At 45.8% G+C, this 23992-nt stretch carries 21 protein-coding genes and 1 tRNA gene; 12 read left to right on the forward strand and 10 right to left on the reverse strand.

The features are described 5' to 3' along the window. Positions 1 to 100 precede the first annotated feature (100 nt). The 3 genes from WH95_RS08235 to WH95_RS08245 all read right to left on the reverse strand — a co-directional run bounded on the left by WH95_RS08235 (position 101) and on the right by WH95_RS08245 (position 1079). The gene (locus WH95_RS08235) at positions 101 to 448 is read right to left on the reverse strand and encodes a hypothetical protein (protein ID WP_046505523.1); all 348 of its coding nucleotides are present in this window, start codon (positions 446 to 448) and stop codon (positions 101 to 103) included. 65 nt (positions 449 to 513) lie between these two features. Continuing rightward, positions 514 to 720 carry a DUF2842 domain-containing protein gene (locus tag WH95_RS08240; RefSeq protein WP_046505526.1) on the reverse strand — a complete coding sequence of 69 codons (207 nt, stop codon included), beginning with the start codon at positions 718 to 720 and terminating at the stop codon, positions 514 to 516. 284 nt (positions 721 to 1004) lie between these two features. Next, a tRNA-Gly gene (locus tag WH95_RS08245) sits at positions 1005 to 1079 on the reverse strand. A 166-nt stretch (positions 1080 to 1245) separates the two neighbouring features. Here WH95_RS08245 and WH95_RS08250 point away from each other — a divergent pair. The 5 genes from WH95_RS08250 (at position 1246) to WH95_RS08270 (ending at position 4260) form a co-directional block, all read left to right on the forward strand. Then, on the forward strand, positions 1246 to 1779 hold the full coding sequence (locus WH95_RS08250) for a prolyl-tRNA synthetase associated domain-containing protein (protein ID WP_046505529.1): 534 nt from the start codon (positions 1246 to 1248) through the stop codon (positions 1777 to 1779). A 176-nt stretch (positions 1780 to 1955) separates the two neighbouring features. Beyond that, a complete protein-coding gene (locus WH95_RS08255) occupies positions 1956 to 2870 on the forward strand; it encodes a thioredoxin family protein (protein ID WP_046505531.1) in 915 nt (304 codons plus the stop codon). A gap of 77 nt (positions 2871 to 2947) precedes the next feature. After that, a complete protein-coding gene (locus tag WH95_RS08260; protein ID WP_046505534.1) occupies positions 2948 to 3619 on the forward strand; it encodes an LON peptidase substrate-binding domain-containing protein in 672 nt (223 codons plus the stop codon). A gap of 44 nt (positions 3620 to 3663) precedes the next feature. After that, entirely contained in the window at positions 3664 to 3846 is a 183-nt protein-coding gene (locus tag WH95_RS08265) for a Trm112 family protein (protein ID WP_046505536.1), read from the forward strand. A gap of 15 nt (positions 3847 to 3861) precedes the next feature. Continuing rightward, the gene (locus tag WH95_RS08270) at positions 3862 to 4260 is read left to right on the forward strand and encodes a gamma-butyrobetaine hydroxylase-like domain-containing protein (protein ID WP_046505539.1); all 399 of its coding nucleotides are present in this window, start codon (positions 3862 to 3864) and stop codon (positions 4258 to 4260) included. Between the two features lie 59 nt (positions 4261 to 4319). On the opposite strand, the gene WH95_RS08275 is transcribed toward WH95_RS08270, so the two are convergent. The 3 genes from WH95_RS08275 to WH95_RS08285 form a co-directional block, all read right to left on the reverse strand. Continuing rightward, the gene (locus tag WH95_RS08275) at positions 4320 to 4892 is read right to left on the reverse strand and encodes a TetR/AcrR family transcriptional regulator (RefSeq protein WP_046505540.1); all 573 of its coding nucleotides are present in this window, start codon (positions 4890 to 4892) and stop codon (positions 4320 to 4322) included. A 54-nt stretch (positions 4893 to 4946) separates the two neighbouring features. Beyond that, the gene (locus tag WH95_RS08280) at positions 4947 to 5660 is read right to left on the reverse strand and encodes a hypothetical protein (protein ID WP_046505543.1); all 714 of its coding nucleotides are present in this window, start codon (positions 5658 to 5660) and stop codon (positions 4947 to 4949) included. 209 nt (positions 5661 to 5869) lie between these two features. Further along, entirely contained in the window at positions 5870 to 7120 is a 1251-nt protein-coding gene (locus WH95_RS08285) for a UbiH/UbiF/VisC/COQ6 family ubiquinone biosynthesis hydroxylase (RefSeq protein WP_046505545.1), read from the reverse strand. Positions 7121 to 7422: 302 nt separating this feature from the next. Between WH95_RS08285 and WH95_RS08290 the strand changes: the two genes are divergently transcribed. The 4 genes from WH95_RS08290 (at position 7423) to WH95_RS08305 (ending at position 11233) form a co-directional block, all read left to right on the forward strand. Next, on the forward strand, positions 7423 to 7797 hold the full coding sequence (locus WH95_RS08290) for a hypothetical protein (protein WP_046505550.1): 375 nt from the start codon (positions 7423 to 7425) through the stop codon (positions 7795 to 7797). A 133-nt stretch (positions 7798 to 7930) separates the two neighbouring features. Next, positions 7931 to 8509, forward strand: coding sequence for a cupredoxin domain-containing protein (locus WH95_RS08295; RefSeq protein ID WP_082114050.1), 579 nt, complete (start codon positions 7931 to 7933; stop codon positions 8507 to 8509). A 150-nt stretch (positions 8510 to 8659) separates the two neighbouring features. After that, entirely contained in the window at positions 8660 to 10456 is a 1797-nt protein-coding gene (locus WH95_RS08300; protein WP_082114078.1) for a copper resistance system multicopper oxidase, read from the forward strand. Between the two features lie 3 nt (positions 10457 to 10459). After that, entirely contained in the window at positions 10460 to 11233 is a 774-nt protein-coding gene (locus WH95_RS08305) for a copper resistance protein B (RefSeq protein ID WP_082114051.1), read from the forward strand. Between the two features lie 114 nt (positions 11234 to 11347). On the opposite strand, the gene WH95_RS21795 is transcribed toward WH95_RS08305, so the two are convergent. The 4 genes from WH95_RS21795 to WH95_RS08325 all read right to left on the reverse strand — a co-directional run bounded on the left by WH95_RS21795 (position 11348) and on the right by WH95_RS08325 (position 18185). Then, entirely contained in the window at positions 11348 to 11572 is a 225-nt protein-coding gene (locus WH95_RS21795) for a GDCCVxC domain-containing (seleno)protein (RefSeq protein WP_082114052.1), read from the reverse strand. Continuing rightward, positions 11542 to 11751: a mercury resistance system transport protein MerF gene (gene merF / locus WH95_RS08315; protein ID WP_046505556.1), complete on the reverse strand. Its 210-nt coding sequence runs from the start codon at positions 11749 to 11751 to the stop codon at positions 11542 to 11544. The genes WH95_RS21795 and merF overlap by 31 nt, the downstream gene beginning before the upstream one ends. A gap of 120 nt (positions 11752 to 11871) precedes the next feature. After that, positions 11872 to 16338: a translocation/assembly module TamB domain-containing protein gene (locus tag WH95_RS08320; protein WP_046505558.1), complete on the reverse strand. Its 4467-nt coding sequence runs from the start codon at positions 16336 to 16338 to the stop codon at positions 11872 to 11874. Further along, positions 16335 to 18185, reverse strand: a complete 1851-nt coding sequence (locus tag WH95_RS08325) for an autotransporter assembly complex protein TamA (protein ID WP_082114053.1) — start codon at positions 18183 to 18185, stop codon at positions 16335 to 16337. Before WH95_RS08325 ends, WH95_RS08320 begins: the two co-directional genes overlap by 4 nt. 400 nt (positions 18186 to 18585) lie before the next feature. On the opposite strand from WH95_RS08325, the gene amt reads away from it, so the two are divergent. The 3 genes from amt to WH95_RS08340 all read left to right on the forward strand — a co-directional run bounded on the left by amt (position 18586) and on the right by WH95_RS08340 (position 23961). Then, positions 18586 to 19959 carry an ammonium transporter gene (gene amt / locus WH95_RS08330; protein WP_218044475.1) on the forward strand — a complete coding sequence of 458 codons (1374 nt, stop codon included), beginning with the start codon at positions 18586 to 18588 and terminating at the stop codon, positions 19957 to 19959. A 310-nt stretch (positions 19960 to 20269) separates the two neighbouring features. Next, entirely contained in the window at positions 20270 to 21580 is a 1311-nt protein-coding gene (locus tag WH95_RS08335) for an aminotransferase class I/II-fold pyridoxal phosphate-dependent enzyme (RefSeq protein WP_046505570.1), read from the forward strand. Next, positions 21580 to 23961, forward strand: a complete 2382-nt coding sequence (locus tag WH95_RS08340) for a DNA translocase FtsK (RefSeq protein ID WP_046505574.1) — start codon at positions 21580 to 21582, stop codon at positions 23959 to 23961. The genes WH95_RS08335 and WH95_RS08340 overlap by 1 nt, the downstream gene beginning before the upstream one ends. Positions 23962 to 23992 lie beyond the last annotated feature (31 nt).

Raw genomic sequence — 23992 nt, forward strand, 5'->3', positions numbered from 1 at the left:
TCCCGATTATTAGCCAATGGTTCATCAAACGCGTTAAATCTGAATTCGTTCACAGCAAGCTTGAAAATAAATCAGGTGAAATTATCGCCGAATGCAAACTTTATTGCGATGGTAACAGCAGTTTTTGAAGCTGTGGATCACTTAGAATTTTTGGGCAGTGACTGTCGAGCATCGCGATATAAAGAAAAAGATTACCGGATTCAGCTTTGAGCGCAGCCCGGTCCTCAGGCCTTAATCCCTGGTGTCGAACCAAGCGTGCCAAAGGCGTTTTTAGGGATTCTGGTGTCTTATCCAAAGCAAGATCAGCGGCACAAGAACAGTGATCTTCCATCTTCAAAGCATTTTCCGCACCAATTCTTTTCCCAAGTTCGGTGACACAAAAGTCTAGTGTTTCTTCGTGACCCAGACTATCAAAAGCCCTGACAGTACTAGGGAGAACAAAGGACACAGCCAAACAGAGGCATATTGCACTCCACAAAAACCTATTCGGCCACAAGAACGTATTTGGTCGCATTAACTCTCTTGCCCTTCACGCCGTCGTTTCATCCAGAACATTATCTTAATCACAGGATAAATCCAGACAAGCCCAACAAAGGGATAATATAAAAGATGAACAAAAGGGTGATCAGGCAGCCAGTCTGTTCCGATAGAGATAACCAGTGCAGAATAGAGACCCAGCAAAAGGAAAAAGACGAGATACCCAACAAGGTTTTTAACCAAAACTGTAACTCTTTGAACAATAATTAATAATGCAAATCGTTTGGTGATTTATATCCTGCAAGACAAATAAGAACCAGCATAAAAACATCACCATGTTTTAGGTTCTCTCTTCTTATTTCATTAAAGAGTGTAACAAACAGGAAAAATTACATTTAAAGATTTGGCCTGTATGAACTCGGCTCAAGAGCTTTAGCCCAAGAACTATAACTGAGCAAAATTTGATCTACAAAATGGTATTAAAAACGAAAAAACCCAGCCTAAGCCGGGTTTTTTTCAAGCAACACTGGAGCGGGCGATGAGATTCGAACTCACGACATTCTCGTTGGCAACGAGATGCTCTACCACTGAGCTACGCCCGCGTCTCTGTGTTGGTGGAGGGGTATTTACGTCACGAAGTTTGACATTGCAAGAGCTTTTTTCACAAAAAAATAATCCTGTATGATTCTTTCTGGTTTCAAAGATAAAAAAAACGAGGCATATCCTTAATTCTAAACAAATTTTGCAAAAGTACGCAGGCAAAAAAATATGACTGACACCCCCCCTTGTACCCCAGATGAACTCTTTCAAAAACTCGATGATCTAGGAATCGAAACAACAACGATTACTCATCCCGCCGTTTATACAGTCGAAGAATCCAAAGAACACTGTGGTGACATTCCCGGTGCCCATACAAAAAACCTTTTTTTGCGTAACAAAAAGGGACAAATGTGGCTGCTTGTTTGTTTTGAAGATCGAAAAATCGATATGAAAATATTGGGTAAAGCACTTGGCGCAGGAAAGCTCTCTTTTGGTAGCGCAGATCGTCTGATGGAATTTCTTGGCATAACCCCGGGGTCAGTTTCACCCTTTACCGCAATCAATGATAAAAACAATGCTGTAAAGGTTGTTCTGGATAAACAGATGATGAAACAATCACCCATAAATGCGCACCCCCTCACCAACACCATGACCACATCAATTTCACCCACAGACCTTGTAAAGTTTCTGTCGGCTATTGATCACTCGCCGGAAGAACTGGATATGGATAATTTGACACAACTCGCACAGGACTTAACTTGATCTCTTGCAGTTCACGTCATTCAATATCATCTTGTCAGGTAGAAAAATAACTTTCTAGGGTTGAGGCTCTGCAATTAAAACCTAAGTCTGGTGAAACCTGTGTTTGGAACACCAGATTTTATGGTTCCTGATTTTATGTGCTTCAGAGACTAATTTTAAAGCTCGGATATTAAACAATGGAAGAACTCATCGGCAGCAACGCAACACCACAAGCTGATCTGATAAAAGATACAAATCAGCAAGATTTTGCCAAGGATGTCATGGAAGCTTCCATGAACCAACCGGTACTGGTCGATTTCTGGGCGCCGTGGTGTGGGCCATGCAAACAAATGATGCCCGCCATTGAACAGGCTGTAATGGCCGCCAAAGGTGCGGTTAAACTTGTGAAAGTCAATATTGATGAAAATCAAATGCTGGCATCACAACTGCGCGTTCAATCCGTTCCAACCGTATATGCTTTTTTTCAGGGACAACCTGTTGATGGTTTTAACGGTGCTCTGCCGCCCAGCGAAATCAGCAAATTTATTGATACTGTTATTAAAAAAACCGGAGGTGCCAAAGGTGACCCCATAACCAACGCACTTGAACAAGCAACCATTGCCCGGGAAAATCAAGACGATATGGCGGCAATGTCCATCTATAGTCAAATTCTGGAACACGTTCCGGATAATGAACCGGCGCTTGTCGGTATGCTTGAATGCCAAATTAGTGCTAACATGGAAGAAGAAGCACAAGCGTTGTTTGATCAATTACCTGACGATGTTAAATCAAAACCCGAGTTTTCAGGTGTTAGAGCCAAGCTGGAACTCGCTGGTCAAAGCCTTGATAACGAAGAAATTATTGCACTGAAAAATAAAGTTGAAAAAGATCAATCTGATAATCAATCACGGTTTGATCTGGCACTGGCATTACAAGCTGAAGGTAATCACGAAGAAGCCGCAGATCATTTGTTGTATATCATCAAACACGATCGCGAATGGAATGATGACGCAGCCCGTATTCAGCTTTTGAAATTTTTTGAGGCTTGGGGCATGATGGATCCAATGACGATGAAAGCACGCGGCAAATTATCTTCGTTACTTTTCAGGTAAATTATTCATTGTCACTTCATAAGAATAAATAAAACTATCAAGGCGGGTTCCCCAATAACAATCTTCAAGGGCATGCTATGACCGGTGGTATCTTCGATCCAAAGTTTAACGAGCTCCCGAACGAAATTCCTGTGTTTCCGCTAGAGGGCGCACTGTTGCTCCCCGGCGGAACTCTTCCACTTAATATTTTTGAACCTCGCTATCTGACAATGATCGATCATGCATTGGGGCAAGATCGGTGTATCGGGATGATCCAGCCCAATAGTAAACCTGATCAAACTCTGTTAGATGATTCCAACACTCCACTATATAAAATCGGGTGCCTTGGAAGAATTACATCCTTTATGGAAACAGATGACGGACGCTACCTTATCTCTCTACAGGGATTGATTCGCTATAATATCGACAGCGAGTTAGCATCCGATTTTGGCTATAGGCGTGTCATTCCGGACTACACCTCCTATCGCCCTGATCTTGAAAATACCGAATCTGAAGATCTGGATCGCAACCGCTTGTTGTCCAGCCTGCGAAGCTATTTCGACACCAACAACATTGATGCAGACTGGAAAGCCATAGAACACACAAACAATCATCGACTAGTGAATACTCTTGCGATGATTTGCCCCTTTTCATCAGCAGAAAAGCAGGCGATATTAGAAGCATCAACTTTGATACAGCGTGCCGATATCATGGAAACAATCATGGACATGGCCGTGCACCAAAGTAACCAAAACTTTGCCAAACAGTAAAACACCCCTGATAAAATGAAGTCAGGGATTTATGGATAAAATTGATGAGCAGTGAACCACGTGTCGACAGAAAATTACTCGAAATATTAGTATGCCCAGAAACCAAGGGGCCACTTGAATACGATGCACAGAATCAGGAATTGATTTCACGACAGGCAAAACTTGCTTATCCAATACGCGATGGCATACCCGTGATGCTAACAGACGAAGCAAGATCAATCGATTAATCTGGGTAAATATCAATGACCGGGTCAATTGAAGAAGATAATGCACAGAATTTTCATACTGAGCATTGGCCGACAGATCTGAAATATAAATCAGAACAACGGGCCCTTCATATAACTTTTGAAAACGGAGAAACCTTTGTCTTACCGGCAGAGTACCTTCGTGTGGAAAGCCCCTCTGCAGAAGTGCAAGGCCATCATCCTAGCCAAAAGCAGATCCTGTCCGGACGGCGAATGGTCGGAATTATTGAAATTGAACCCGTTGGGAACTATGCCGTCAAACTAACATTTGATGATTTGCATGACACGGGTATCTATTCTTGGCAGTACCTTTATAAACTGGCCACAGAGCAAGAAAGTATCTGGCAAAAATATCTGGATGAGATAGAGAAGCGAGGCCTTTCCAGAAACCCCTAAGGTTTGACAACAATCCTTAGCGCAAACAAATCTAGCCTCTATATAACTAAGGTCAGCCCTTAACCCTCGGCCAACAGGTGAAGGGCTATCTTTTTGGCCCTGGCTGCAGCTTGTTTATCACCACTGACCTGTGCGGTAACAATCGCCCCTTCTTTCAAGAGCATTAATTCAGCGGCCAACTCTTCTGAATGGGAAAAGCCAGTTTTTTCAACTATTTTCAGGATTTCTTGTGTTAAAACACCTTTATGGCGCGCAGCAACTTGGTGCGCCAACTGCTTTAAATCAGAGAATTCCGCAGCTGCATTTATAAACAAACATCCACAGAAACGGTGCTCTGGAAAAGCTTTATCGTTAAACCACAGCTCCAAAGCATCAAACATCGCCAGTATCTGATCCTTTGGCTTTTCTTCCTTAGTCATATAATTTAGCAACCACTCTCTGAACTGTTCATCACGCCGTTCCAAAACAGCGATGATCAGATCATCCTTGGATGGGAAATGTTTATATAGCGTCATGCGCGCTACGCCGGCCTCTGAAACAATCTGCTCAACCCCAGTCGCGTGAAATCCTTGGGCATAAAAAAGCCCAAGTGCAACATCGACGAGGTGTTCACGTTTTTTAGATCGGCGCATTTCTTTTCATTCAGGTTTTATTGGACCTTTCGCTCAAAACCGATTTTGCAAAATCTATTTTGGAGCCTTAATAACAACAACGGATGGCTTTCCATCAAGTTTTGACAAGGAACTTTGCCAACTTGGTGGACATGGGTGTTTTTTCGAATTCTGATTACATGCCCATCCCGTTCGAATACCTTCGAAAGCCTGTTTCATTGCATCGTTCGTAACGGGCTGAGCACCAATTTCAAATTCAGGCACACGAAAAACATGTTGGATCAAGTACAAGGCATTCTGGCCAACCGTCGCCCGAAAGAGCGCTACTTCGCCTGTGTTACGGGTTAAATCACGTGTACAGTTGATCAAACGAAAACCTGTTGGGAAACCATTAACCTGATCCTTTAGGGGCGGTGTAGCACCACTTACCTCACAATTCTGCTTATAAATTGCGGCCAATTCATCCAAAAAACTGACAACATCACCATCAGCCCACCCCGGAAAAACCTGAACGGTGATCATGTCTTTCCAGTTATTGACGTTCTGTCCTGGCGGCAACCATTCTGCCGTCGTTGATTGCGCCTGCGTACTTCTGGGCAAAGCCTGCCATTGATCAGGTAAAGCTGCAAAAAAGACTTCACCGTTTCCACCCTGGGCAATAACAGAATCACCAGCGGCCCGAGCAGTGCTCAAAGACACCACACTGACAGCCCCAAATAACAAACTGGCAAGAAATACCCCTGACAAGAAGTTTCCGGGCCATTTAACTTCGCCTTTAATCAAAGACACTGATACCTCTCAAACGCAAACAACTTCCATTTATCGCGACTATTACCAAGATACTGTATGCAAGGTTCCAACAGAGACATCGCGATAGATTCTCAAACACTAGAGTAAAATAACAACCAACTCTGGCGATTTTGTGTCAGCTATCAAAGACATTACATTGCCTGTTATCATTTTCCCTACTCTACTTTTGTCAATTTTCATAAAGAGATTTAGAGCTTCTGCCCCTGCATCAAACGAGGCAAATCCCCAACGATTCCCATAGCATGCTTCATGAAAAACCGTTTTACAGGTGGAATTTTGTCAACAGTGGCCAGGCCGACATCACGTGCCACGCGAACTGGTGCCAAATCATTGGAAAACAGTTTCACAAGACCATCCATGGCACCCAGCAGGAGCACGTTATCAAAACGACGCCACTTGGCGTAATCTTCCAGTACCTGTGGTGATCCAACATCGAGACCTACTCTTCGGGCATCCACAACAACCTGCGCCAACGCGGCAACGTCCCGTAAACCAAGATTCAACCCCTGTCCGGCAATCGGGTGCATACCGTGGGCCGCATCCCCCACAAGAGCCAGGCGGGTATCTGTATAACGTTCTGCATGTAAAGAACTCAACGGATAGGACCAGCGCATATCCGTTACAGAAAAGGCACCGAGGCTTTCGCCAAATCGGCGATGAAGCTCATTGGCAAAATCTTCATTACTCATGGCCATATAGCCATCAACAAGATCTCTTTTTTCTGACCAGACCAATGAAGAACGGTGCACCCCCTCATCGCTATCAGGTAACGGTAAAAGCGCAAAGGGACCTGAAGGCAGGAAATGTTCGAAAGCAACGCCGTTATGGGGCTTTTCATGCACCACGGTACAGACGATACCGTTTTGCTGATAATCCGTCCCTGATACCTTGATTCCAGCACTTTTCCGCAGTTGAGAACCGCGCCCATCTGCCCCAATCACCAGGCGCGCTTTGATTTTTGTGCCATCACCCAGGGAAGCAACAACGCCACGCTTGTCTCTTTCCAGTTCTTGTAAATTATGGGGCGCCAGATGGTGTAGGTTTTCAAGCTCGGCAGCCTTGGCATGTGTCGAAAGCCTGATGGCCCGATTTTCCACAATCCACCCCATCGGCGTGTCACCGACTTCCTTAAAATCATAAGACATGGAAAGCGGCGATGCACCGCGGTCAATCTGACCATCAGTAATCTCAATATAGCGAATGGCCTCTGCGGCCCATGCCATACCATCCCACAAACCAACCTGATCAAAAACTCTTTGAGACCCCAATGCAATAGCAGACGATCGACCATCAAAAGGCGCAGCTTTTTGATCAGAAGGCTGTTCACGATCAACAACTGCGACGTCCATTCCCGCACCGGCAAGGGCGACACCCAGCGTCAGGCCAACCAGGCCACCGCCAACGACAAGAACTTCAACGGTTAGATCTTTTTGAGCCATATTATTTTAAGCCATTTATATTCAGGATCTTCTTTAAGGTAAGCACAGTCCAACCAAAGAAATCCGATCGCGCCAACTTTCTTATTCCTATATAAGAGGGATTCCAGCCTTTGCCAAAAGATAACCGCCAACAAATCGGAATTTGCGACAATTTAGTCTGATATAGCAATAAGCCAGAACACCTTGTTCTGATTTATATTATTTCTTTCTGCAAATACGTCATACATAAAAAGAGCACTAAAAGGGTATAAATACAAAATCTCTCTTGACCTTCCCCCTAGAGGAAGCCCTACCTAGGTGGCATGGAACGTATTCTTCATATCTTGTTGATTTTGACCTTTGCCCTTTCGACGCCCTTGGTGACTGCCAAAGCCGCTGGACATTGGAATGATAACACTCATCATTATCCTGTTATATCAGAACAAATAAATACTGATGTCTCAGGTTCTGATATATTCGGTGTATCACAACAAGACCAATCTCTTCCTTCTGAAAAGCAGGCTATGGAAGAGTGTACGAAGATTATGCACTGTAGTTCTTCCAGTAGCTATTTTTTAACTACAAACACCCAACAATATGTTGATTTCTATCAACATAGCCTCTGGAGCCTACTGCAAGAACAACGTCTGTTGGATCAATCTCCTGCAGTAGATCTTCCTCCACCGCGATTTCTGTAACTCCACTTCAAGATTTAGATCTTATACCTCTCTTTCGTGAAGCAGGATTTTCATCCTCCCAGCAAAGAGTGAGATAGCGTCTGAATCTCTTTTTGCTCACAAATTGATACAAATTATACTGCTGGAGTTGCAGATGAAAATAACACTTACATACCCAAAAGTCTTGACCTCAACCTTAACTAGCTTTGCTTTATCCCTTGGCCTGATTTCCGCCTCGATTTCCACAGCAATGGCAAGCCCGGGCCACGGTAACACCGAATTGCCATCAATTGGTAAACAGGGTAAAGCCTCTCAGATAAGCCGGACAGTTGAGGTTAATCTAGAAGATAATTACTTTAGCCCCGAGACAATTTCGGTAACTAAGAATCAAACTGTGCGTTTTGTAATTAAAAACAGCGGAGAGTTTGTTCACGAGTTTAATATTGGCACCGCCGCCATGCATGCCGGCCATCAGAAAGAAATGATGATGATGACCGAACATGGCATCTTAGAGGTGGATAAAATCAACCGGGACAAGATGATGATGATGGATATGGGGGATGGAGAAACTATGTCCCACGATGATCCAAACTCTGTATTACTGGAACCGGGCGAAACCGCTGAGATTATTTGGCAATTTCCCGAAGCTGCAGAACTGGAATTCGCCTGTAATGTCCCGGGACATTACGAGAGTGGCATGGTCGGTGAGATCAAGGTCGGAAAAGGCCAATAAATACCCACCACATTTTCAAATCATCAAGATTGGATATTGAGAGCAGATAAGGCTGTCATCCAATTAATATTGATATCAATCACATAGTTAAACCCGCAGGTACGATTGTTGTTTACCTGCGGGAAGACTGTCATGGGTAAGGAAAAATTTATGAAACGAGAAATACGTTATCTCGCGTCTGTCCTTGGCGTCATATCTTTTATGACTTCAACTTATATGACAGAAGCAGAAGCCGCCAGCTATGACCTTACAGTTGATAAGGTTGAAATTGAAACAGCAGAATTCACCAAAACAGGTATCGGTTATAACGGTAGTTCACCCGGTCCAATACTACGCTTTACCGAAGGCGAAGATGTCACCATTAATGTGACAAACAATCTCGACGAACCCACTTCCATCCACTGGCATGGTTTGATTTTACCAGCCAATATGGATGGTGTTCCAGGGATTAGTTTTGATGGTATCGCACCTGGCGAAACCTTTAGTTACCAATTCCCTGTGGTCCAGTCTGGGACTTATTGGTATCACAGCCATTCTGGCTTTCAAGAGCCTGATGGCGCCTATGGGACGATTGTAATTGAGCCCCAAAAGCGTGAACCTTACCGTTATGATCGTGATTATGTTGTTCAATTTACGGACAAACATCCACAATCGGGTTCTACCATCATGCGTAACCTCAAGCTGATGGATGACTATTACAATCGCAGCCAGCGTACTCTTGCCGATTTTTTCTCAGATGTTTCACGCAAAGGGTTTTCCGAGACAATTTCTGAGCGCATGTCTTGGGGGCAAATGCGGATGACACCAACTGACATCGAAGATGTGCAAGGCTTTACCACCTTGATTAACGGGCAAGACCCAGAGGCAAACTGGACTGGTCTGTTTAAACCGGGTGAGCGAATCAGGCTGCGTTTTATCAATTCATCTGCAATGGCCTATTTTGATGTACGGATCCCCGGCTTGAAAATGACCGTTGTCAGTGCGGATGGCAACAATGTACAGCCAGTGAAAGTTGATGAGTTTCGAATTTCCGTAGCCGAGACATACGACGTAATCGTTCAACCGAAAGAGAATAAAGCCTACAGCATTTTCGCTGAATCCATGGGTCGCAGTTCATACGGCCTCGGGACACTTGCACCGCGTAAAGGCATGAAAGCAGCAGTACCTGAAATGCGAGAGAAGCCGTTACTGACTATGGCTGATATGGGCATGGATCATGGCTCGATGGAGCATAACAATATGATGTCATCAGGTAAAAATTCTGCAGAGATGACAAATAATACCAGCAAAGACCACACACCAACACTATCCAGTGCAGAAACAGGTATCTCTACAATGATGCGAATGGATCATTCCAAGATGCCTGATTCCCATGCTGCCAGCATGAAGAACATGAGCAACAAAACAGATCCGTTTTATGCCAACGGCAGTGGACTAAAACCTGAGATCTCTGAGGGTGCGAAAGTTTTGTCCTATGCTGATTTGAAAGCTCAAAAACCACTTTATGAAGATCGGGAAGCAACACGAGAGATTGAGCTGCGACTAACGGGAAACATGAATCGATATAGCTGGTCGATCAATGGGGTTAAATATGAAGATGCCGACCCTATCCGTCTGAAATATGGTGAACGAGTGCGTTTTAAGTTTGTCAATGAAACCATGATGACTCACCCTATGCACCTACATGGTATGTGGTCCATTTTGGATAACGGCAATGGCAAATGGAATCCGGTAAAGCACACCATCTCTATCGCCCCCGGCACAACGGTCTATTCCGAAACTGAAGTTGATGCTACTGGCCAATGGGCGTTTCATTGCCATCTCTCCTATCACGCAGCAACAGGTATGTTCCGCAAAGTAATTGTTGAGGGCGGTCCAGATGTTGCGCAAAGCACAACTGATGTTGAGAACCCTGTTTCTGAAACAGACTTAGAGCAAAAGGGTTAAATTATGAAAAAACTTGGAAAAATAACTCTTGCCTCAAGCAAACGCTTTGTGCTGACTAGTCTTATCTTCTTTACCTTTTTGGGAGCTGGAGTACCTGCCACCTCACAAGAACTCAAGTATGATAATCTTGGAAAAGATCCTTATATCTATTATGGATTAAGCATTGAGCAGCTGGAAACCCGCATCGGAGAAAGCGGCCATTCCCTTGTTTGGGATGGTGATGCCTTTGTAGGGACAGATGAAGCAAAGTTGCGCCTGCGATCAGCGGGGGAATATTCACTGGACGAGAGTCTGTTGGAGAATTTGGAACATCAAGCTTTGGTCCAAACACCTGTATCAGACTTCTTTGATGCTAAAGCCGGTCTTCGCTACGACAGCCCTAATGGCAAGAACAGAGGCTATGCCGTTGTTGGTTTTCAAGGTTTAGCCCCGCAATGGTTTGAGCTTGAGGGTGATCTGTTCCTCAGTGAGAAGGGTGATCTATCTGCACGGTTGGAAGCAGACTATGAATTGCTTTTAACCAATCGTCTGATCCTGATACCAACTGCTGAAATTGATCTGGCCTTTTCTGATGATGAAGATATAGGTATTGGAGCAGGTCTGAATTCTATCGAGACAGGTCTTCGCCTTAGCTATGATCTCGTAGATCGTACCATTGCACCTTATATTGGGGTCAACTACGAACGTAGTTTTGGTCAAACTCGGGATTTTGCCAGAGAAGATGGTGAAGACACAGATCAAACGACCTTTGTTATGGGCGTTCGCTTGCTATTCTAATACTTCGATAAGTTAATCAGCATAAAAAGCTTCACCACGAAATCTGGTGAAGCTTTTTTTTGGAATAGATACACAAAATAGGACCTGCCATGAACATACATATCGCTATAAAAATCAAGAGCAATATGAGTTTCCTTGCTGAATTGGCGGACAAGCGACTGTGCCATATGAACAATACACACAACAATCGCCTTTGAGGGGGCGTAAAATCTCGTTGCATCCTTTACAGTCATAAAACCACTGGCAAGCATCAGTCGGCATTGTTTCAGATTCAGCATGTCCGCATTTAGGACAAGTAATAATCGAGATTACTTCAAACGACGCTTTTGACGTTTCCATAGTGCGTATCCCGTGATGATAACGAAGAAAGCAAGGACAGGAAGCAAAACGAAGTCCAAGTAACCAACTATCGCCGAAAGGCCAAGCAAACTAAACAGAACAACAAGAAGAGGTGTAAAACAACACAATGCAGTGATAATTGTTCCAACAATACCAACGGTAAGAAGGTCAGGTTTCATCAAGTTTTAATCCCATATGACACCTTCATATTTACCATCAATATTATCGTTTTTCATAATCATCTATGCGTGATCATCTCTATCCCGACCACCGTAATTGAAAACAAGAACACCCAAGAATCAGTAATCCCATTTCCAGAAGACACCGACCTTGCTGTCTGCTGTTTGTCCGGTTTCGCTTTCAAGCGTGATATTGGGCGTCAGATCAATTTGGACTTTGGCTTTGGTGCTGTCCGCTGAAGCCCCTTGGTCGACACCGATATAGATATTATCGGTGATGTATTTTCCGGCGCTGACCTCTGGCGATCCGGTATCAGAATTCGTTCCCGCAGTCAGAACATCTACCCCCAGTGTATCCCGGGCGAAGCCCAGAACACCCCCGCCGGAATCTATCTTACCGGAAAGGGATGCAACAGCAGATGCAAGTTGCAAGGCCTCAACCGCCGAAAGTTTTCCCGAAGCTTTGCCAAAGAGAACATGGGAAAGCACCTCATCCTCGGGCAGACCATCAGGCGAAGAGAAACTGATCTTTGGGTTGGACGCTGTTCCCTGAATAGAAACAATAGCTGTCACGTTATCGGCTTCATAGATTGCAGAAAGATCGAGTTCCGGATTAATCTGTGTACCGCCCACTAGTGCGATCTTGCCCTTTCGCAATTTAAAGTTCTTACCCGCGAATGAGAACTGTCCTCTAACCGGGCTTAGATATCCTTCAATCACTGGTGCATTGGCAAGCCCCTTGATGGTGAACCTGCCTTCCCATTCCGAATCAAGCCCCCGTCCGCGAATGAAAACCTTACGCGGCATATTCAACAGTAAATCCAGTGAAATTTTTGAAGGTGGTTTTTCCTTCTCAGCCGTCACATCCCCCGAAGTCGGCTGCCCCGGACGATGGGGACGATTTATTTCAGTTACCTCCAGCTCTACGACGCTAGGGGCAACGGCACTGCCGATATTAATATTGGTTTCCCGGGTCGTGATATCACCCGCCACAGTCATACTGGTCGGCGAACCTTTGATTGCAATATTACCATCGGTCTGGACGGCTATCTGATCCTGATCCAGCGCGGCAAGATTATCGAGTTGAATAGCCAGGTCAACCAGTGGATTGCTAAGGCTTTCAAAGCGCACGGTGCCTTCGGATCTCAAAACCCCCTGTTTATTGTCATTCGCCTGAAGGTTTAATCGCAACAACTGGCTATTTTCCAACCCGGCATCAAGGGTGATATTTTTAAGCAACGTTCCCAGTTCAATATTTTCATAACGACCTTCACGCACAGTGGCTGTACCGATCAACTGCGGGTTTGCAACAGTCCCGGAAACCTGGAGATCAGTGTGAAGCTTCCCGCGCATTTCCTGCGTATCCAGTGCCAGAATAGCCCACAAACTTTCGATTTCACTATCAATCAGCAGATCCCCGCTCAAAGGCTGGCTTTCAGGAACAGTGACAGAAAAAGGAGAAAAACCTACCTGTAGAGGCACAGAACCTTTGGCCTGAACTGTTGATTTTTCCAACCCCGTTACATCATTTTGAAAGTCAAAACGGGTATTATTCAGTGTACCGGATAAGGTTGTGCGCAAAGGAGGTATTGTTGAGTTCGGATCGTCTGTAAGTTTGACGTTTTCCGCCTTCAACAAAAGACTCCCCTGTGCATTATCAGGGCGTAGAGACAAGTCTGCCTTTCCGGCCAGTACCCCTTTGATCTCTAAGTCAGGAGCCACCAGATTGACCAGATCAAGCGGGAAAGTTTTGATTTCTATCTGCGCATCTGCACTGGATTTTGTCAGTGCACCCGTGCCGGAAATCACACCGCGATCAAATGCAAGTTCAAAGGGATCAATACTGGTTTTATCCTGATCCTGAAGCACGACAAGAGCCTGGCGTAAAGCCAGAACCTTGTCTGCAATCGTGCCATCCAGCTGAGACAGTTCAAAACGTGTGTGTGATGTTTTCCCCGCTACTGGAAGCGTCAGATTACCGCCCCCTCCTAACGAAACAGAAGGTGCCATTGAGCTGTCCACAGCAAAGGTAAAATCAGCATTGGAGAGGCCACCCCTAACATCCAGCCGAGCTTGTTCGATCAAGCGATCCTGAACAGAAACATCAGACAAAGTGGCCGTCATCGCCAACAAGGGATCATTAAAATTCCCCTGTGATGTGGCAGTCACCTCCAGATTCCTGATAACTGTCCCCCCGGAGTCAGGTGAGAAATTATTTACCTTCGAGTCCAAAGCCAGATGTTGCACACCGCCTTTTTCTGTCAGGGCTGCATTGGCCGTGACTACCCCTGCGAGATCAACCCCAAAGGCTGTTCCCAGAGAGGAAACATCACGGAAATCCCCCCGGATATCAGCAATAAGCGGTGCCCCATCAAAGGGAACCGTTGCCGTACCCGACATATTATTCTGCCCCGTTTGCAGCAGAATATCCGCGACTTCCAGCTTCCCGTAATCGGGCATAGAAAACCCAAACGCCAGATCCAGAGGAAGAATTCCCCCGCGAAGCTCTGAATCAACACCCCCACTTGCCCCGCTCGCCAATGTCTTCGCGTTAAAGGTTGTCACCAAATCACCGATTTTATTCTGATTCAGATTCAAAGCGGACAGGGTTAACGTTCCTTCTGCTTTTGGATCTGTGACCTCACCGCTTAGCGTGGTTTCAAAGTTTGCTGCCCCCGACAAGTCAAGTCCGGCAACCTTATTCAACCTTGAAAGCTCTGGTGCTTCGACCTTTACATCAGCCAAAAGACTTTCAAAGGTGGCAGGAAGTTCAGCTGCCCCGGTAAGTTGTGCCACCGGAAGCGGTAAGGAGATATCCAATATCCTGAAGCCCCCATCACCCAAATTCAAATTTGCCCTCAAGGATGGATCGCTGCTCACGAGTTCCTGAAGAACAGGATCACCCACATCAAGGCTTTGAGCTGTAATCGTGATGTCACCCGTCATCTGATTGGCAACATCCAGACTCTGCAAACTTAATTCGGTGACAAGCTTTCCCTTTATTGGTGCAATCCGGGAAAGATCATCCAGAACGATTGCAATTTTTGAGCTTGCCGTATTCTCACGGGTTGCCATGGCCGCTCTGACATCTGCACCGATGAAAGCCCCGCGTGCACGCAGCATCGGGATATTTAACAATCCGCTTTCAAGGACATAATGACTCTCAAGCTCAAGACGTAAGTTACGCCCCAGCAAGTTCTCTGCCTGAGGAGGAAGCCCGCTAATTTCTGTGAGAGCTGCCGAAGCATTAACGGGAATCATTTCCAGCGACGCCAAATAGATATCAGAGCTGATACTGCCAATAATGTCCCCGATACCCAAGGCAGGCTGCGCAGCAGTATCAAGCTTTTCGCGCTGATTGAGCTTGATGTCCCCCGCCTGAAAGGTCGTCGTGATATTCATCGACTGAAAATCACCAACGACATCAAGATCGACAACCCCACGCCCAAGCGAGGCCGGTGCAATCAACGAATTAAGCGTATCGACACCTAACAACAAGGTACTGGCGGAGACATGAACGCTTTCCTTGTCGAGATCCACATCACCACTGACTGAAACACTCAGGTTAGAATTGGTAACCTCCAGAGATGACAGTGTGATCAGATCACTTTCTCTGTCCCAAAGAACCGTCGATGCCAAATCGATCGGCATATTGTCGATCAATGGCAGAGAGGTTGCCAACTTTTCTGAAACCACTGTGGCACCAGAAAGGGCAAATGTAATCGCATCCTGCCCCTGGCTAGAAAGAGAGAGGTCGGTTTCAAACAATTCCCCCGCATGCCCCTTGAGCTGTCCTTGCCAATTCACCAAGGGCCCCTGCCCTGTGATTGTAAAATTCACTTCAGGATAACCGGGAAGATCTAACGCCCGTGCAATCAATCCCCCTTGAGGCTCTGAAAGCTGTGCGTCAATTGACAAGGTGTCTGCATCAGGCTGGTAATTAACTCTGGCACTGACAGATCCCTGATGCGCATCCAATTGGTCAATATCAAGAGTACTGACAATCCCGGATTCATCCCGTGCAGAAAGCTTCATAGATAGAGCCAACAGAGCCTCTCGCCCCAATATGCTCTCGGCGAGATCAATCTTTGCGATATCAAGCTGCCCAAGACTTATATCTATGGGTAAAGGCAGAGGTGATGATGTGCTCTCTTCCTCTTCCGGTGCGGAAGGAAAGTCCGGATTACGTTTCACAACCAGCGAAGCAAGAGAGATTTGGTTTATTTTTAACTGGCCAAATAATAAATCCTGTGGAGACCAATCCAGAACAAGGTCTGTTGCTTCAAGCCAGTCACCTTGAGGGTCCCGCAAGATGACCTTGGCAAGCCGTGCATTGGAAAAGACGTTGCCATCAAGCTGTTGCAGATCAAGGGTCAGACCATCGGGGTCATTTACTGCAACCTCAATCTCTGCCAACAGGGTCGCCCGCCCGCTATCGGTTTGCAGATAAATATACCCGCCCAGCAACAAAACCAAAAGAAGGACCAGCGGCGCAAAGATGATCGCAGCAACAATTTTGCCTTTGCCTGTTTTCCCTATGGGGCCATTTGGGGAACCATTTTGACTTTGAACTGATCTTGATCTCAAAAAGCCTGCCCTATGCTAACGTAAAATTGCCAGGCATCATCGATATCTTTACGTCTGTTCAATGGAACTGCCACATCCAAACGGATCGGTCCGATGGCCGTATAATACCGCAACCCCAGTCCCGCACCCCACTGAAAATTCTCGAAAAAATCAGGAACAGCACTGTCGTAAACATTACCCCCCTCGATGAAAGGAACCAGGCCAATGTCTTCAGTCACACGCACTCTGGCCTCTGCCCCAAATTCAACAAGAGACCGCCCGCCAACGGGATCATCACTTGAATTTAGTGGGCCAACAGTCTGGTGTTCATAGCCTCGAATTGACCCGCCACCCCCGGCATAAAACCGTTTGGTCGCCGGTATATCGCTGGAGCTATCCCCGGCCAACAGACCGATTTTACCACGGGTGGCAAAGACCAGCCTGTCATCATCCAGAATTGAATAATAGGTCGATCCGTCAATTTCTGTCTTGAAGAATTCCGGAGAAGCCGCCGTTAATCCATAATAGGGTGTTGCTGTCACACCAAAGCGAAAGCCTGTTGTTGGGTCCAGCAAATCATTTGTTGAATCATACCGTGCACTAAGCGGGATGCTGGCAAAGGCATATGATTCTGTATCATCTTCATCTTGAATTTCAGACAATTCAAGCTCAAGACCGCCACCAACAGTCCAGTGCTGACCCCACTTGCGATCAATACCAACAAACGCGCTTACAGATTTCTCTTCGTAAGCATCTGTATCTTCGTGCTTGATGTTTATGTTAGCATTTAAGCTTTGATTATTTCTGAGGTAATTTGGCTTATTAAACCCAAGTTTTAATTGCTGACGTATCTCGGCAACTGTTAAATCTGCCCGCAGCTTTTCACCCTGCCCGAAGGTATTTCTGTTTTCCCAGAAAAACTGTGTTCCGGCCCCTTCACTGGTTGAGAAACTGGCGCCAAGACCGACTGATTTATGCTCACGCTCAACAAAAATCATTGTAATCGGAGTCACATAAGTACCGTCACGAGCGGCATTAGTCGTATCCAGCGGCTTCATCCGCACCGCTTCAAACAATCCGGTACGCAAATATTTACGACGCAGTTCGTCTATGATCTTGGCATTATAGAGAATACCAGCTTTCCACTGACTCAATTGTTGCAGATAATTTGCATCTACGTCTTTCAAACCTTCAAATTCAAGATTCCCCACAACCAGTCTTGGGCCCTCGTCAAGAACAAGCGTGACATCCATCTTTTGTGTCGCAAAATCAACGACAACGTCCTGATCAGCCAGTTTTGCATCTGGATAACCATGATCAGCCAGAACAACAATTGCCCGATTTTTGGCTTCAACAACAACTTCCGAGCGGGCAACAACACCCGTTGAGATTCCGATGTTGGCGTTGTTTAAGGCTGAAGGGATCTGCTTTCCGGATTTAAAGATAATACGGAATGAGTTGAGGTAAAATTGTGGACCCGTCTTAATTTCATAAACAATATTGATGGGCCTTTGGCTCTCATCAACGTCATAGGAAATGGTATTGTCATAGTACCCTTCAGAGCGCAGAACCTTATCAAACCCCTCACTGTCTTCCCTTACCCTGCGCTTGAGTGCCGCCAAACTTGAAGGTAGCTTATCTTTTAGCTGCTTTAGGCGAGATGATTCTTCAATCAGACTCAGTAAGTCACCCTGTACATCGCCCGAAAACGAAACTTCATACCCATAGGATTGAGATTCACCAGAAGTTGCCTGATCTTGGGCCCTCGCACTGCTATGCACCCCGAATGACAGCAGGGTTAGAAAAAGAAAAACAAAATTACATCTTGGGGGCCTCAACGTCCTCTCAAGAAATTTAAATCGTCTCATAAAGGGCGTACCCGATCTATTTTCTTCGCAGTTAATATCCAATCCAGATACTTTAACCTCAATCCAGAATCACTTTACTTTTTACCCTAGAACAAAAAAGCAAAAATTTACCCTAAACACTATTCAATTAATGCTTATAGGCTTAAAGCCATTAGTTCAATCGTGGCTTTTACCTACCCCACTTTCTCAACACGCACATAATGCCCAATATTTAATCACCAAACGATCAATGATTAAATATTGGGCATTATTATTTTTGCATTGCACAATTTGAATCCACATCAAAGTACCATATACAACATCTATCATATTGATATATATAATTATTTTATTTTTTTAAAGTTGGCACGTTTCTTGGATCTAATGGATCAGTCCCAGAACGCAAATAATGGAAGAAATAATGTCCAGCTTTCTCAGTTCCAACAAAAATACTATCGCACTTTCTGCGGTCACAGTTTCGTTGCTTACGCTCTCTGCACCAGCTCAAGCCGCAGTAACGGAAGAGACCGCGTTTGTCTTCAACACATTTTCCTTTTTGATAAATGGTGTCCTTGTTATGTGGATGGCTGCTGGTTTTGCCATGCTAGAAGCAGGATTGGTTCGAAGTAAAAACACAGCGGCTATATGTCTGAAAAATATTGCACTCTATTCCATCGCTGGGCTGATGTTTTATCTCGTTGGCTATAACCTTTTATATGTTGGCGTGGAAGAAGGCGGTTTTATTGGAACATTTAGTTTCTTTTATGATTCAGGAGAGGCAGAGGTCGCCCTGCTTTCCGCAGAAACAAGCACCGAAGAAATGATTACAGCAGTTACTTCAAACGGTTATTCCGTTATGTCTGACTGGTTTTTCCAAATGGTCTTTGTTGCTGCAACCGCCTCTATTGTCTCTGGCACTCTTGCAGAGCGCATTAAATTCTGGCCTTTCATGCTATTTATCGCCGTATTGACCGCCATAATCTATCCAATTCAAGCTTCCTGGAGCTGGGGTGGTGGCTGGTTGGCTGATCTGGGCTTCAGTGATTTTGCCGGATCCAGTATCGTTCACTCTGTAGGTGGGTGGGCTGCTCTGACGGGTGCGATCATTCTAGGTCCACGCAAAGGTAAATTCACTGCCGAGGGACGCGTAAAACCAATCCCCGGCTCAAATCTCCCCTTGGCCACACTTGGTACCTTTATCCTCTGGATGGGATGGTTCGGCTTTAACGGTGGATCACAACTTGCTCTTGGATCCGCAGCAGATGCCGTTGCCATGGCGATCGTATTTGTGAACACAAACATCGCCGCTGCTGCTGGTGTTGTTGCCGCCATGATCCTGACACAACTTCTATACAAAAAAGTTGATCTTACAATGGCCCTTAACGGTGCACTTGCAGGGTTGGTTGCGATTACTGCCGGACCCGATGTCTCCCACGCTTATATGGCCATAATCATCGGCGGCATTGGTGGTGCAATAGTGGTCTTTGCCGTTCCCCTGCTTGATAGTCTTCAGATTGATGATGTTGTCGGCGCTATTCCTGTTCACCTTTGCGCTGGAATCTGGGGAACCCTTGCCGTAGGAATTTTTGGTTCTGGCAGTATCGTTTCCCAATTAACAGGAATCATCGCAATTGGTGCCTTCACCATTATCTGTAGTGCAACCTTGTGGATTTTGCTCAAGATTACTGTTGGTATTCGTATCTCTGAAGAAGAAGAATACAACGGACTTGATGTAAGCGAACTCGGCCTCGAAGCCTACCCGGAATTTGGACGAGGTTCTCAGAAACTCGTCTAACGACTTCAGTCTCCCCACTGAAACTGGTGGTTTTGCAATTGATCGTAAAACCACCTGAGATATCCGGTTAATCCCTTTTCCGGTATGTCTCATCCTCCTTAGGCCCTACAGACCGCTATCCGAGCTCTTTCCTAGTAGGGTCTTAACTTGCCGCCTATTACATCCCCGTAATAGGCGGTCTTTTTAATTAAAGCCCAAAAATATTTCTTTTCACTAGCCACGCTCTTGCCCGAATTGGTATTTAGTTACATTAATTAAACCAATTCATGTTGACCAAAACATTATTAAGAGTCCGAGGTTAAGAGTTCACGTGATTACCCGCCAATTTGTTGATCGCCAAAATTTACAGGAATTTCATCCCTTTACTCGCCTTCGCGCCTTACTCGAAGACATACCTGTCGGCCGATCATGCCTGCAAGATGGACAGGTGATAAACCTTTCTATCGGCGAACCGCAGACTCAGCCACCAGCATTTGTTGCCGAAGAAATTGAAAAAGCGTCAACAGGTTGGTCAAAATACCCTCTTTCAAAGGGAACACCTGATTACCTGGAAGCTAGCGCCAATTGGCTGGAAAAACGTTACAATCTCCCTGAGCAATTTATTGATCCGACAAAACATCTTTTGGCTGTACCGGGAACACGCGAAGGGTTGTTTATGACGGCCCTTACTGTCCTTTCTACGCCCCAAAAGGATACTCAAGCCCCTGTATTTCTTACACCAAACCCTTGTTATCATGTTTACACCGGAGCTGCCGCTGCCGCCGCTGCAGAAGTTGTAACCGTAAGCGCGACTAAGGAAAGTGGTTATCTTCCCGATTACACAACCGTGCCCGAAGATATTCTAGAACGGACCGAACTTTGCGTGCTTTGCAGCCCCTCTAACCCCGAAGGAGCGGTCGCAACCCCACAACAGATCAAAGATCTTATTTCTCTTGCTCGCAAATACGACTTCGTTGTCGTCTTTGATGAATGTTATGCCGAGATATATAATGAAACAGCCCCACATTCAGCCTTAGAAATGGCACTGGAAATAGCCCAGGATATGGTTGGGGAAACCACAACAGAAACAAACACAAATTTTTCCCATAATTCTCAGATAGATCCCTTAGCCAATATTCTGGTTTTTCATTCTCTTTCCAAACGATCTAGTGCTGCTGGTCTTCGTTGTGGTTTCATTGCCGGTGATGAGAAATGGATCTCTATGATTAACACAACCTGTCAGGTTGGTGGTGCTGGTGTTCCCATTCCAGTCCAGGCAGCAGGCACACGCTTGTGGCAAGATGAAGAGCACGTCAAAGAGAATCGCGCACGTTATAAACAGAACTTCGATCTCGCCAAAAAAATCTTGGGGCAAGCCCATAGCGTAGAAATCCCTGCTGGTGGTTTTTGTTTGTGGCTAGATGTAGGCAACGGCATAGAGGTAACAAAAAAACTATGGCAAGAGGCCGGCATTCGTGTCATGCCCGGTGCCTTTATGAGCCACGCAAACAGTAAAGGCACATCCCCGGGGGATCGCTATATCCGTCTTGCCTTGGTTTACGATCCAAGCTTTATGGAACAGGCTCTTTTGAGTATCGCAAACATACTGAAAGAAATAAAAGACATAGGGGTTAACGATTAATGGCAAGATCCGCCAAATCAGATAAAGTTCAACTCCTGCCTCAGGGAACAGGCGTATTTTTTAAAAAGCGCCTGATAGAGTGTCTGGGTGCCACCCTCTTCCTTACAGGCTGTTTACTTTTCCTGTCCCTCGTAACCTATAGCCCGAATGACCCCGGCTTTAATAGGGCCACAGATGGAATGGTAGAGAACCTTCTGGGTATTTATGGTGCTCAAACAGCAAGTTTTATGCTCCCATTTATCGGGTTATCTGCCTATTGTTTGCCTCTCATACTCATTGGCTGGTGCTGGAGGTGTTTCAAAGATCACGGCCTGAGACATCCTTGGCTTAGAATTTTAACTCTACCATTTTTAACCCTTTCCCTTCTCATCGCATTTGCAGGGCTTCCACAAACAGAGGGGTGGTTGGGACAGGGTCAGACATCCAGTTTAGGCGGTACCTTTGGTCAATTAATTCTTAACGAATCACAACCCTATTTAGGCAACTTGTCCTGGGTGCTTTCTGTCGCCTCATTTTTTATTGCCATTCCCCTTTTCCTCTATGCTGTCGCCCTCAGAAAAGAAGAATGGCAAACAATCGGACGCGGATTAAAATTTGGCTTTTCTGCTGCGGGGCAAATCAAACACATCTTCAACGCACCTAACCCGTTCAAAAATAATCGTGACGATGATGAAACCCCGGATATCAGAGGGAAAAGAGATCAAGCCATTCGCAGACGGGCAAAGAAAGATCGAATTGAACCCACTCTGGAAGACGAAAAAATTACCAACGCGCGTGTTGAAACATCTGCAAAACCAACAAAGCCAAGCAAACGGATCAAAGCGGAAGAACAGGGGCGTCTGAATCTGGAAACTGTTGATGGTGAATATGAACTGCCCCCGATTTCCATACTCAATGATCCCCCCAGTGATTCAGGGAAAAATAGCCTTAGTAAAGACGCATTGGAAAAAACGGCGCGTTTACTGGAAACCGTTTTGGATGATTTTGGCGTCAAGGGCGAGATCGTTACAATCCGCCCCGGTCCGGTTGTTACACGCTATGAACTAGAGCCTGCCCCCGGCACCAAAACCAGTCGGGTTGTTGGCCTTGCCGATGATGTCGCCCGATCAATGTCCGCAATTTCAGTACGTGTTGCCGTTGTCCCTGGATCAACAACAATTGGTATAGAACTGCCAAACAGCAAACGGCAAACCGTCTATCTGCAAGAATTAATGGGGTCCAGCGACTACGACAAAGACAAGGGCAAACTTCCCATCATTCTCGGGAAAGATATCGGTGGCATCCCCTCTATTGTGGATCTTGCACGCATGCCACACTTACTGATTGCCGGTACCACAGGATCGGGTAAATCAGTGGCCGTGAATGCAATGATTCTGTCGCTGTTATACCGCTTTACGCCAGATGAATGTAAATTCATCATGATTGACCCCAAGATGTTGGAACTGTCTGTCTATGACAATATTCCACATCTGTTAGCACCTGTGGTGACAGAGCCTAAAAAAGCGGTAGTTGCCCTCAAATGGACTGTGCGTGAAATGGAAGATCGTTATCGCGCCATGTCCAAACTGGGCGTCCGAAATATCGACGGCTATAACGCCCGAATGGCAGAAGCACGCAAGAACGGTGAAATTCTGACACGTAAAGTCCAGACAGGGTTTGACCCTGAAACCGGGCAACCTATTCACGAAGAACAACCGTTTGATATGAACGCACTGCCCTATATCGTCGTTGTAGTCGATGAAATGGCCGATCTTATGCTTGTGGCTGGTAAGGATATTGAAGCAGCGATTCAACGGCTTGCACAAATGGCCCGTGCCGCGGGGATTCATATTATGATGGCAACACAACGTCCCTCGGTTGATGTTATTACCGGTACAATCAAAGCCAACTTCCCGACACGCATCAGTTTCCACGTCACGTCAAAAATTGACAGTCGTACAATCCTTGGGGAACAGGGGGCTGAACAACTTCTTGGACAAGGTGATATGCTATACATGGGTCAGGGCGGCAGAATTCAGCGTGTCCACGGCCCACTGGTAACGGATGAAGAGGTAGAGGAAGTCGTGAACTGGCTAAAAAAACAGGCCATGCCGAACTACATCGAATCAGTTACCACCGAAGACTCTGAAAGCCCTGATTTTGACGCCGCCGCTCCCTCCAGTAGCGGTGGAAATGGTAGCAAAGCAGACGAGCTCTATGACCGAGCAGTCGCGGAAGTGGTTAAAAGCAGAAAAGCATCGACCAGCTACGTCCAGCGACGTCTTCAGATCGGATACAACCGCGCTGCCACTATCATTGAAAGGATGGAAGACGAAGGCGTTATTTCATCTGCAAACCACGTTGGAAAACGGGAAGTGCTGGTTCCAGACAGAGATGAATAGAATACGTATAGATACGGCCTTGTTTTCAGGA

Source organism: Kiloniella litopenaei, from assembly GCF_000982415.1.
GTDB lineage: Bacteria > Pseudomonadota > Alphaproteobacteria > Kiloniellales > Kiloniellaceae > Kiloniella > Kiloniella litopenaei.